At 34.3% G+C, this 12457-nt stretch carries 10 protein-coding genes and 1 pseudogene; 7 read left to right on the top strand and 4 right to left on the bottom strand.

Going from position 1 to position 12457, the window contains the following annotated elements; all coding sequences use genetic code 11:
• Positions 1–65: 65 nt before the first annotated feature.
• Together NKG37_RS01145 and NKG37_RS01140 are read right to left on the bottom strand one after the other, a co-directional pair.
• Positions 66–842: an amino acid ABC transporter substrate-binding protein gene (locus tag NKG37_RS01145; RefSeq protein WP_016203838.1), complete on the bottom strand. Its 777-nt coding sequence runs from the start codon at positions 840–842 to the stop codon at positions 66–68.
• Between the two features lie 419 nt (positions 843–1261).
• Positions 1262–1822 (bottom strand): MEDS domain-containing protein, encoded by a 561-nt coding sequence (locus tag NKG37_RS01140; protein WP_254415653.1) that lies wholly within the window; start codon positions 1820–1822, stop codon positions 1262–1264.
• 283 nt (positions 1823–2105) lie between these two features.
• Here NKG37_RS01140 and NKG37_RS01135 point away from each other — a divergent pair, with 283 nt between their 5' ends.
• The 4 genes from NKG37_RS01135 to NKG37_RS01120 all read left to right on the top strand — a co-directional run bounded on the left by NKG37_RS01135 (position 2106) and on the right by NKG37_RS01120 (position 6180).
• Positions 2106–3161 carry a sulfate ABC transporter substrate-binding protein gene (locus NKG37_RS01135; protein WP_254415652.1) on the top strand — a complete coding sequence of 352 codons (1056 nt, stop codon included), beginning with the start codon at positions 2106–2108 and terminating at the stop codon, positions 3159–3161.
• A 183-nt stretch (positions 3162–3344) separates the two neighbouring features.
• Positions 3345–4190: a sulfate ABC transporter permease subunit CysT gene (gene cysT, locus NKG37_RS01130; protein WP_169189053.1), complete on the top strand. Its 846-nt coding sequence runs from the start codon at positions 3345–3347 to the stop codon at positions 4188–4190.
• Between the two features lie 16 nt (positions 4191–4206).
• On the top strand, positions 4207–5082 hold the full coding sequence (cysW, locus tag NKG37_RS01125; protein WP_016203834.1) for a sulfate ABC transporter permease subunit CysW: 876 nt from the start codon (positions 4207–4209) through the stop codon (positions 5080–5082).
• 24 nt (positions 5083–5106) lie between these two features.
• The gene (locus NKG37_RS01120; protein ID WP_169189052.1) at positions 5107–6180 is read left to right on the top strand and encodes a sulfate/molybdate ABC transporter ATP-binding protein; all 1074 of its coding nucleotides are present in this window, start codon (positions 5107–5109) and stop codon (positions 6178–6180) included.
• A gap of 433 nt (positions 6181–6613) precedes the next feature.
• Here NKG37_RS01120 and NKG37_RS01115 read toward each other — a convergent pair whose 3' ends face one another.
• Positions 6614–7249 (bottom strand): hypothetical protein, encoded by a 636-nt coding sequence (locus tag NKG37_RS01115; protein ID WP_169189051.1) that lies wholly within the window; start codon positions 7247–7249, stop codon positions 6614–6616.
• A 131-nt stretch (positions 7250–7380) separates the two neighbouring features.
• Here NKG37_RS01115 and NKG37_RS25970 point away from each other — a divergent pair.
• Positions 7381–9104, top strand: a pseudogene (locus tag NKG37_RS25970) (dipeptide ABC transporter ATP-binding protein).
• 205 nt (positions 9105–9309) lie between these two features.
• The gene (locus NKG37_RS26230) at positions 9310–10467 is read left to right on the top strand and encodes a GNAT family N-acetyltransferase (protein ID WP_169189050.1); all 1158 of its coding nucleotides are present in this window, start codon (positions 9310–9312) and stop codon (positions 10465–10467) included.
• 132 nt (positions 10468–10599) lie between these two features.
• Here NKG37_RS26230 and NKG37_RS01090 read toward each other — a convergent pair whose 3' ends face one another.
• Complete coding sequence (locus NKG37_RS01090; protein ID WP_212117351.1) at positions 10600–10926, bottom strand: hypothetical protein; 327 nt, start codon at positions 10924–10926, stop codon at positions 10600–10602.
• Positions 10927–11152: 226 nt separating this feature from the next.
• Here NKG37_RS01090 and NKG37_RS01085 point away from each other — a divergent pair, with 226 nt between their 5' ends.
• On the top strand, positions 11153–12340 hold the full coding sequence (locus NKG37_RS01085) for an aminotransferase-like domain-containing protein (protein ID WP_254415651.1): 1188 nt from the start codon (positions 11153–11155) through the stop codon (positions 12338–12340).
• Positions 12341–12457 lie beyond the last annotated feature (117 nt).

Here is a 12457-nt window from a genome sequence, read left to right as displayed (position 1 = left end):
TCCAACAAAACAAAACAGGCTTTCGGAAAGAAATCCTGTTTTGTTTACGATTCATTTGCTAAATCTTACTGTAATACTTTATTTTCACCAAACCATTTTTCTGAGATGTCAGCGGCTGTACCATCTTCATTCATTTTATCAAGTGCTCTTTGAAGCTTCTCCAATAAAGCTTCATTGCCCTTTTTGACACCAATTCCATATTCTTCTGGAGCAAGTGATTCATTAAGTACTTTAAAGGAATCTTGTTCTTTCGTCATATAATAATCAATAACAATTTCATCAATAACAACAGCATCTAAACGACCGGATTTTAAATCATTTAATGCTAATACATTATCAGAGAACTCCGTAACTTCTTTAATTTTAGATTTGATTGAACTGTTATCTAATGCATCTGATGCAGAGGAAAGCGATTGAAGACCTACAACCTTTCCTTCTAAATCATCTAATTTCGTAATCGGTGAATTAGCTAATGTAACAACAACTTGTGCGTTTTTTAAATAAGGCTTTGTGAAAAGGACCTTTTCTTTACGCTCATCTGTAATCGTATAACCATTCCAAATTAAGTCAATTCGACCACTGCTTAGTTCAGATTCTTTTGTTTTCCAATCGATTGGCTGAAATTGAACAGACATATTCATTTTTTCAGCTGCCGCTTTCGCATAATCAATATCAAAACCGACAATCTCATTATTGTCATCCCTAAATCCCATTGGAGCAAATTTATCATCAATACCAATGATTAATGTATCTTCTTTTTTGTCTTTAGAATTGTTGGAACAAGCTGCAAAAACGAAAAATACTGATGCTAAAATAACTAAATTAATTGCTAAACGTTTCATGTTGAAAAGCCACCTTTATGAATTGTTAGTTATATTTCCAGAAGATAAATCTATTAAAATAACGGAAAAATCCTTTAGTTCGATAATATGTTAGAGTGATAAACCAATGAATAGAATTTACCATATTAAAAAAGGAATTGTCAATAAAATATTTTAGTATATTAGTATGATAAAGGATTTTGGCAGAAAAATAAGCTAATAACAGAGGGAATTTTCGGAATGAGTACTTTTTAAAGGGAAAGGATGTTTATTATACTTAATTTATGTGATTCCTGCGGGAAGTGAGGGAAAAGGGAGGTCAATAGGCGAAGCCGAGGAGGTTTAGTGATTAATGCTAAAAAACAATAAAGCATTAAACACTTAGCCACCGTAAAAAGAACTTTCTATAATGCATAAGGTTTTATTCTTGCAGTAAATGGTTATTCTGGTATGTATTTTTGTGAAAAAACAAGTTTTTCTTTTTTCAAAATATAAGGATGAGTTTCTAATAAAATAGTTTCCAAAGTACTTGGCATTTTCCGTTCTCCATATGCGCATATCAACGGAAAGGAAATTTCGTTGACAGCGTTATCTACTACTCTTTCGAAATCTCCAATTAAATGGAAGGGTTCATCCATTGTTGCCCATTCTACATGTGCCCATGATCGAAAGGTGATATTTTGATTAATATAAGGTTGAACGGTTTTATTAAAGTAATCTGTAATTGCTGGTGGATGATAGCTCCCACTGGAAAAATAAAAATCTAAACTATTTACGTAATGTAATTGCTTCAATTGGATGGGGGTCAATCGAGCTTTTAATTGTTCTGAAATCTTTTTGAAGTTTCTGTCATTATCAATAAGGACTACGTACTCCCCTGCTTCTATTCCAGCATAGATAAAGCCGAGAACTTCCTCTATATAGCTTTGCATGCCGGTGTAGAAGAATAAAACATGTAATTTCTCTTTCCCCTCAAAAAATAGCTGCTTCTTATTTTCCAAATATGCACCTCTTCTTTTAATAATAATTTCATTATAGAGGATTTTTTAAGAGAAGATAACTAATAAAATATGAAATAAAAGGAGGAAATAATTTGTTATATGAAAAAACTTTCTAATTCCTAGTTGACTTATAAGATAAATGAGTATAAATTAATAATAAAAAATTTATTAAAAATACTTAATATTCCGAGTTGGAAGAAAGCTGATCAGAAAAACTGAAGGCTACTACCGTATTATAATGACGGTAGTAGCCTTTTTTTATAAAAAGAGGGGGAATCATACAATGAAAAAAGAAGTAAAATCGTTATTTAAAATTTCTACTATTCTACTAACAGTATCATTAATACTTTCTGGATGCAGTGATTCCAAAAGCAGTGGTGCTAATTCGGATGCTTCATCGATAGAACTTTTGAATGTTTCATATGATCCTACGAGAGAACTTTATCAAGAATATAATGAGGCATTCGCGAAATATTGGAAAGAAAAAAAGGGACAGGATGTGACGGTTCAACAGTCACATGGAGGATCTGGAAAACAAGCGCGGGCGGTCATTGATGGAATCGAAGCAGATGTTGTTACACTAGCTTTGGCAGGAGATATTGATGCGATTGTAAAAGAAAGAGAAGGCATCATTCCAGAAGATTGGCAAACAAAATTTGAGAATAATTCTACCCCTTATACGTCAACTATTGTATTCCTTGTAAGAAAGGGTAATCCCAAAAATATTAAGGATTGGAATGACCTTATTAAAGAAGACATCTCAGTTGTCACTCCTAATCCTAAAACCTCTGGTGGTGCAAGATGGAACTATCTAGCCGCATGGGCTTATGCTGCTAAACAGTATAATGGCGATGAGGAGAAAATCAAAGAATTTATTAAAGGACTATTTCAAAATGTGGAAGTTCTCGATTCGGGTGCACGCGACTCCACTAATACATTTGTTCAGAGAGGGATAGGAGATGTATTAATAGCTTGGGAAAATGAAGCTTATTTAGCAATTGATGAATTAGGAAAAGATAACTTTGAAATAGTTAGTCCCTCATTAAGTATATTGGCGGAACCACCAGTAGCTGTAGTAGAAGGGATTACAGAGAAAAAAGGCACTACAGAAGTGGCTAAAGAATATCTTCAATATTTGTATAGTGAGGTAGGGCAGGAAATTGCAGCGGAAAATTACTATCGACCAAGAGATCCAGAAGTATTAAAAAAATATGCAGATCAATTTGAAGATATTGAATTAGTTACGATTGACGATGACTTCGGTGGCTGGACAGAAGCGCAAGAAAAACATTTTAGTGACGGGGGAACATTTGACCAAATCTATATTCCTTCTAATTAATTTGTAAAGAAAAGTAGTATTAAAACATTGCTGATTATTTCTATTAGGTAAAAAACATATTTTTCAAATCATCATTCCCATTTAACTATACTTAAGCGGGAATGATGATTTGCTGTTAAACAACATAAAAAGCAGTCTATCAATATTAACTATGGCTGTTTTCAAGCTTACAGAGGTGATGAGATGAGTAATGGAAGGAAACAAAAACGAGGTTTTAAAAAAAATAATGTTCTTCCTGGTTTTGGACTGTCCTTAGGATATACGATGCTATACCTAAGTATCTTGGTAATATTGCCATTAACCATGATCTTTTTTAATACGTCAAAAATGGGATGGACAAGATTTTGGGATACGGTTTTAGACCCAAGAGTAGTTGCCTCCTATAAATTAAGTTTTGGAGCGTCTTTCACTGCTGCCTTAATAAATGTAGTGTTCGGTGTATTACTTGCATGGGTATTAGTTCGCTATTCCTTTCCAGGTAAAAGGATTGTTGATGGGTTAGTTGATTTACCTTTTGCTCTTCCAACAGCAGTTGCAGGAATTGCATTAACAACTCTCTATGCGCCAAACGGATGGATAGGTAGTCTCCTTGGATTTAAGGTAGCCTTTACTCCTATTGGAGTAACCATTGCCTTAACTTTTATCGGCTTGCCCTTTGTTGTCCGGATGGTTCAACCCGTTCTGCAAAATCTGGAAAAAGAGATAGAAGAAGCGTCAGCAAGTCTTGGGGCAACTAGACTTCAAACATTTATTAAAGTAATTATTCCAGAGTTACTACCAGCAATTCTTGCAGGTTTTACACTGGCATTTGCTCGATCGTTAGGAGAGTATGGTTCTGTTGTTTTTATTGCCGGAAACATGCCGATGAAAACAGAAATTACGCCATTATTAATTATTACGAAACTCGAACAGTATGACTACGCAGGTGCTACTGCAATTGCATCTGTCATGTTATTTATCTCTTTTGTCTTACTTTTCTGTATAAATCTATTACAGTGGTGGACAAATCGAAATATGACTACGAACTAAGAAAGGAGGAGTTATTATGGCGGGAAACGTACCATTACAGCAAATCTCAGCACCTATTCAAACTAATTCAAGTACTTCGGAGCCAAAATGGCTACGCTTTGTTTTAATAAGCATTGCGCTTATATTCTTAGGTATATTTCTATTACTACCTTTAATCACCATTTTTATACAAGCATTTGACCAAGGCGTAAAGGTCTATCTTGCAGCTATAACAGAACCTGATGCTTTAGCTGCAATAAAGCTTACTTTATTGGTAGCAGTGATTGCTGTGCCGTTAAATGCGATTTTTGGAGTTGCTGCAGCATGGGCTGTATCAAAGTTCCAATTTAAAGGAAAGAATCTATTAATTACATTAATTGATCTACCTTTTGCCGTTTCGCCAGTTATAGCTGGATTAGTATTTGTGTTGCTTTTTAGTACACACGGTTTATTCGGAGAATGGCTTTTTGCTCATAATATAAAAATTATCTTTGCAGTTCCAGGGATTGTATTAGCTACAGTTTTTGTTACCCTGCCATTTGTTGCGAGAGAATTAATTCCTTTAATGCAAGCACAAGGAACATCGGAAGAGGAGGCATCTCTTACACTTGGTGCAGGAGGATGGAAAACATTTTGGTATGTGACACTACCGAATATAAAGTGGGGTCTTTTATATGGGGTCATTTTATGTAATGCAAGAGCAATCGGAGAATTTGGAGCTGTCTCCGTCGTGTCAGGCCATATTCGTGGATTGACAAATACGATGCCTCTGCACATTGAGATCTTATATGGCGAGTACCGTTTTGCAGCTGCATTCGCAGTCGCCACACTTATGTCTATATTAGCAATTATTACCTTAATTATTAAAAGCTTACTAGAGTGGAAGACCAAAAAACAGCTTATGAATAACTAGTCATATGAGAGGAGGAAATAGAAGATGAGTATTTTAATAAAAGATGTTTCCAAAACATTTGGTTCTTTCCAAGCATTAAAGGATATAAATTTAGAAATTAATACAGGGGAATTAGTTGCATTACTAGGTCCTTCAGGGTCCGGAAAAACCTCTCTATTAAGAATTATTGCTGGATTGGAGACCGCAGATCAAGGAGTCATTTACTTTGGAGAAAATAATATGACTGAAATAAGCACAAAAGAACGAAATGTTGGGTTTGTGTTTCAGCATTATGCTCTTTTTCGTCATATGACAGTCTTTGAAAATATTGCATATGGGTTAAAGGTAAGACCAAGAAAAACTCGCCCTTCTAAGCAAGATATAGAATCAAAGGTAAATGAATTATTACGTTTAGTCAAACTAGAGGAACTGAAAAATCGCTTTCCTTCTCAGCTATCTGGAGGCCAAAAACAACGTGTTGCATTAGCAAGAGCATTAGCAGTAGAACCTAAAGTTCTCTTGTTGGATGAACCATTTGGGGCATTGGATGCGAAAGTTAGAAAGGATTTAAGACGATGGTTAAGACGACTACATGATGAATTTCATATTACGAGTGTATTTGTAACACATGACCAAGAAGAGGCACTGGATGTTGCCGATCGAATAGTCGTCATGAATGAAGGGAAAATTGAACAAATTGGTTCACCAGAAGAGGTATATGAACACCCAAACAGTCCATTCGTATATGACTTTCTCGGTAATGTAAATTTGTTTTATGGAAGGCTTGAAAACGGAAAGCTTCATCAAGGAGAAAGTATTTTTTCTGTTCCAGAATGGAAGCATGAAAAGAACAAGCAAGCAGTAGGATATGTTCGTCCCCATGATATTCATATTAGTAAAGAAGCACTAGGGGAAGATTCAATTTTAGCAACCATAAATCATATTCATATTGTAGGTCCGATTGTCCATTTAGAATTAAAGAGACAGGATTCTGATGAATATTTAGAAGCGGAAATTACAAAAGAAAACTTTCGTATTCTATCATTAAAGCAAAAAGAACAGGTTTATATAAAGCCAAACCAATTGAAGATATTTATTCCAGAAGATTATTCTATTTGAATAAAAATACGCTTTTTACTATGCTGTTATGCAGCATAGTTTTTTTCTGAGAATTAAAATTAATATGGTTTTGGAGAATGGCAATAATGATAGGAGAGGAAGGACTAGTTAGTTTTAGAGCCTTCCTCAATAGGAGTGTCTTTTGGAAAGGGCGTTTTCTAAAGGATTGTTGTTTTTTCAATCGAAAAAAATAATTAGTTGGAAAAATGGAGCAGCCGGAATACACGAAGACGCCACGGGGATTAGCGAGACAGTCTGAGACACCGGAGGAGAAGCTGAGGAGGCTCATCAGCGCGAGCCCCACGGAAAGCGAAGTGTATTCCGGCTGCGGGTAATCGCAACAAACTTTACGAAAAAAGCCTTTGGAAAATATAAAATCATGAAGATTGAAGATATTTGTAGAAGAAAAAAAGAAAGATGGATGAGAATGAGATTATCGACAGTTTTTCCATTTTAAAAAATATAGAATCGTGAAAACAAGAAATGTTACGCCAAAGATAACAAATATACTCATAAGTAATCTTTCCATAATAAATTTTAAATAAGGATTAGAACAAATCCATAAAAAGATATACATAAGAATGCCTGGAAGGATAGTATATAGAATTAACCTTGGATTAGATATTAAAGAAAGAAAAGTGTCCTTATAAGTTATTTTCCTTTTTTTATACGTAATCAGTTCATCGTTAGCTTTGTCATCAACATCTTTTTGGAACTGTTCTTCTGCCCACTGTTTGGCTAGTTTATTTATTTCAGCAGGTGTGTAATCTTGGTTAAAAAACGCTGCTTTTCTTTCTATCTGCTTTTTATATTTGCTATGTAGTCTTTCCATATGTCCTTCATCCAACAGTTTATTCTTTATTTGGATGGAAAAAGACTGATAAGGATCTTTCCTTTTTTTATATAAATAAACAAAACCAGCAACAAAACTAATTGGTAACCCCAAAATAATGATCGCTAAAAGATATAGTGGGCGTTTTTGAAGCTTGAAAAACGTTCGCTGAATATGGTCGCTAAATTCAATGAACATAGATTCTCTATTTCTATGAATGGGTGTTTCAGTATTCAAATATTTTTTTCCTCCTTTCTTTAAATTACATTATTCCGACCTGTATAGTATATTTTATTTGTAGAATACTAAAAAATCAATATATTTTGAAAGAAAAAAGTAAATTAGTAAATACATAGAAGGTGAAATAGGTGAACAGTATATTAAAGGTTGATAATTTAAAAGTTTCTTTTCTTACTCAGAATCAGGAATTTGAGGCAGTTAAAGGAGTAAGCTTTGAAGTGAAAAAGGGGGAAACGTTAGGAATAGTTGGTGAGTCAGGTAGTGGGAAAAGTGTCACAGCCCGTTCTATCATGAGACTCCTTCCTTCGCCACCTTCTTTGATGAAGGACGGCGTCATTACCTTTTTGGGAGAAAATCTTGCTGAGAAATCGGAAAAAGAAATGGAGCATATTCGTGGGAAAGAGATTGGCATGATCTTTCAAGATCCGATGACCTCCTTAAATCCGACAATTAGAATTGGTAAACAAATAGCAGAAGGTCTATCCAAACATCAAAAATTATCAAAAACAGAAGCGAAAAAACAAGCATTAGAATTGTTACGTTTAGTAGGAATCCGAGATGAGAAGGAACGCTATAATCAATATCCACATGAATTCTCGGGAGGAATGAGACAAAGGGTAATGATTGCGATTGCCCTTGCATGTCGTCCCACTTTATTAATTGCCGATGAGCCAACGACCGCATTAGATGTAACGATTCAAGCTCAAATCCTGGCTTTAATGAAGAATATGCAGAAACGGTTTGGTACATCCATTATTTTAATCACCCATGATTTAGGGGTTGTTGCAGGTATGTGTGATAATGTCGTAGTGATGAAAGATGGTGAAGTAGTCGAATCTGGAACAACAGAAGAAATATTTGAAAAGCCTAAACATCCCTATACAAAAAAACTTTTACATGCTCTGCCAAGGCTTGACGAAAAGAAAAAAATAAAGCCAGCTCCTATTCATCTGCCAATCGAACAGGATCATCCAATTCTTGAGGTGAACTCATTAAACAAACACTTTACTATTGGTAAAGGGGGAACTTTAAAAGCAGTAGATGATATTAGTTTCCATATCCGAGCAGGAGAAACATTAGGCTTGGTTGGGGAGTCAGGTTCAGGAAAATCCACAACAGGGCGATCCATTTTACGATTACATGAACCGACGAGTGGTGAAATATTATATCAAGGAATTCCCGTTCATCGATTAAATAAAACTGAATTGAAAATGCTCCGTCGTCACATGCAAATTATCTTTCAAGATCCATATGCCAGTCTTAATCCAAGGTTCAAGATAGTAGATATCATTGGGCAAGCACTAGATATCCATCAATTATATAAAAATCCTACAGAACGTTTAAAAAGAGTAGAAGAATTATTGGAAATGGTCGGATTGGATCCTTCTCATGCCTTTAGATACCCCCATGAATTTTCAGGTGGGCAACGGCAGAGAATTGGCATCGCAAGAGCGAACCGTCTTTTATCGTTTGTGATGAACCCTTATCAGCGTTAGATGTTTCTATTCAAGCACAAATTGTAAAGCTTTTAGAGGATTTGCAGCATAAACTGGGCTTGACGTATTTTTTTATTGCCCATGATTTATCGATGGTAAAACATATTAGTGATCGAGTAGCTGTTATGTATGCTGGGAAGATAGTTGAAATTGCAGAAAGTGAAGAATTGTACGCGAATCCACAGCATGCTTATACGAAAGAATTATTAGCAGCAATTCCTATTCCAGATCCTAAAGTGGAAAAGAATAAAAACAGGAATATTACGGAAGGTAATCTTGGTGAAGATAAATATCAAGTAAACAATACAAGGCTTGTAGAAGTATCAAAAGATCATTGGGTAGCAATGCCTATTTAGAAATTATTAGGGGATAGGTAAATATTTAACTCGGCAATATCCAATCCCTAATATAAAAATGCAAGATGTATTTTTGTACTTTCCATTCCCTTAGTATTGTTGGAAATTTAGTAATTAGTTATAATAAGCGAGAAGATAAGGAAGATTTCTATTGTTAAAAAACTGATTATTTTGATTTTTTAAACAAACGGGGAGGGAGAAGGGAATGAGTATATATCAAATAGTACTATTTGACTTAGATGGTACGCTTTCAGATCCTAAAGAAGGAATTACGAAGTCGGTTCAGTATGCATTGCAAAAATTAGGGCAAGAAGAATCGGATTTAGCCAAGTTAGAAAGGTTTATTGGACCACCACTCCAAGAATCATTTTCTACATATTATGGTTTTAATCAAGATATCACGAATCAAGCAATAGCCTTATACAGAGAGAGATTTAAGCAATTAGGAATGTTTGAAAATAAATTATACTCAAATATAACCACCTTGCTTGACTCCTTGAGAGAAAAAGGCTGCATTTTAATTGTAGCAACTTCTAAACCAACTGTTTTTGCAGAAGAAATTCTGAAATATTTTCAAATAGAAAGGTATTTTGCTCATATTATTGGCAGTAATCTGGATGGTACTAGATCATCCAAAACAGAAATTATTCAATACATATTAGCGTTGTATCCAGCATATCAACATCGTGATTTTGTGATGATAGGGGACCGAGAGCATGATATTATTGGGGCAAATAATACAGGAATTGATTCTATAGGTGTTACATATGGATACGGCACATACGAAGAGTTAAATCACGTAAATGCAACATTCATAGTAGAAAGTATTAATCAATTAAAAGAAATTTTAATAGATAGAAAGAGAAAGGAGCGAATAAGCCTTGTGACAGAGGAAGAGGCTCCGATTGTACATAAATTAATGCTAGAAGCATTTGAAGATTATCGTTATATTGAGGTACCTTCCAGTGCATTGACAGAACCAGTCGACAAATTAATAAATGCTCTTAAAAGTGGAACGGAGCAAGCTATTATCTATTGGTTAGATGATATCCCCTACGGTTCCTCCCGTTTGCAGCTAAAAGATGATTCTCTTTATTTTTCCAGACTTTCGGTAATTCCTTCAGCAAGAGGGAAAGGGATAGCAAAAGCGATGCTAGCTTGGATGGAGGAATATGCATTGTTAAACAGAAAGCAGAAAGTAGAATGTAAAGTAAGAGCAAATATTCCGAAAAATATTGAATTATATGAAAAATTAGGTTTTGTTATTACAAAAGAAGAAACAGCTGCTAATCCAAATGGAATGGCAGTGAAAGCAGTCTATATGGAGAAACTTGTAGAAAGGGTAATCTCTATGAGAATTTGAGTAAAGTTCTTCAATTGATAGGGAGTTACATCAACAATTGTGAAAACGGTCTGATAGTGACATTCAGACCGTTTTCCTTTTTTATATCACTAAGCTAGGGTCATGAAAATAAACGATTTTTGTCTATTTGTATTAACCGATCCAGTATATAGCTAATCCTGCTGTAATTATGGTAACCAGTACCAGTAGTAGAAAAGGAATATTTGGGAACAAACTTACGATGGATAAAATAATAACTATAACTATTAACGTCACTATCAATGAAAAGAGCAAACCTTTCCATACTGGGTCTATTTCTATATAGGCAGATATATAAGCAATTAAAAAGAGAATTATAGCATAAGCAAAATTTGTTAATAGATATTGTTCGGGAAGAAGAAAAAATAATCCAAATAATATAAGGATAAATAAATTTTGTTGACCTTTTTTTCTTCTAAGATTTTCTAGCCACATTTTCATAAGATACCTCTTTTTATCTTCTATTTTATTTTTTTATTGAAATACCCTCTTTTTATTCAGCTGCATCAAAAGGCATATTCTTATCTATTTATTATAATAAATACAAAAAAAATCTGAAGTAACTATAATCTTAAATGTCAAAAATATATTCAAAAGTAAAATGTTAAACTATAATGAATATACTGAATATTCTAGTCTGAATAAATAGATAGAAGGGGGAAGAAGTATGAATTACAAATATGCCAACCGAATAGAAAGAGTAAAACCATCAGCTATTAGAGAACTATTAAAGTTAGGGGCAGATCCATCTATTATTTCATTTGGTGGGGGATATCCAGACCCTGAAATTTTTCCAATAGAAAAATTACGAAAAGTGTATGATCAGGTTTTACAGGAAGAGGGAAGATTAGCACTTCAATATACTGGTACAGAAGGATTAATGGCGTTAAGAGAGAAGTTAGTGAATCGGGTAAAGCAGATTGGTATCAGCTGTTGTGTCGATAACCTTTTTATAATTCAAGGAGGTCAACAAGGGTTAGACCTTGCAGCGAAAGCTTTTATCGACAAAGGAGATATCATTATAACGGAAAATCCAACTTTTTTAGGTGCACTTGCTGCATTTAATCCATATGAGCCAGAATATGTAGGTGTATCTATGGATGAAGATGGTATGCGAATGGACGAGCTGGAAGCAGCTTTACAGAAGCATCCAAATGTGAAACTCATTTATACAGTTCCTGAATTTCAGAATCCAACTGGAGTGACAATGAGCTTGGAGCGAAGAAAGACATTAGTGGAATTAGCGAATAAGCATAATGCTGTCATTGTCGAAGACAGTCCGTATCGTGAAATACGTTATGAAGGGGAAGATTTACCATCTATTAAAAGTTTCGACACGGAAGGAAGGGTCATTCATATTGGTAGTTTTTCTAAAATCCTTAGCCCAGGATTACGTCTTGGCTGGTTAATTGCTGATCGTGCTTTAGCGGAGAAACTAAGTTTATTAAAAATGGCTGCCGATACGCAAAATTCAACCTTAAATATGTATGCAGTGAACCGATTTATGGATATGTATGATTTAGATGAACATATCGTACATATCCGTGAAACATATAAACATAAAAAAGAGTTGATGTTTCAAACTTTACACGAAGCTTTTCCAAAGAGTGTAACCTATACAAATCCTCAAGGTGGATTGTTTACATGGCTTACCTTTCCACAGCATATTGATACCAAAATCTTCATGCAGGAACGTAGTTTGCCTATTGCGAAAGTGGGCTATGTTCCAGGAGAAAGCTTCTTCCCTAATATTCAAGAGAAAAATCATTGTCGAATTAATTATTCCTATATGTCAGAAGAGAATATTATTAGAGGTATTACAAATTTAGGAAAGTTAGTGCAAGAAATATGTTAGGTGTACTTTTTTGATTTACAAAAAATAAAAGTAAGTTACTTTTAATAACTTTTTAAATAAAAGTAAGTCGTATTATTTGCAATTGAATAATCTCAGTATTAGGATAAAAATGTAGTA

Source organism: Niallia sp. RD1, assembly GCF_024219955.1.
Classification (GTDB): Bacteria; Bacillota; Bacilli; order Bacillales; family Cytobacillaceae; genus Niallia; species Niallia alba.
Note: the sequence above shows the minus strand (reverse complement) of the source record. Positions and strands in the feature narration are given on the sequence as shown.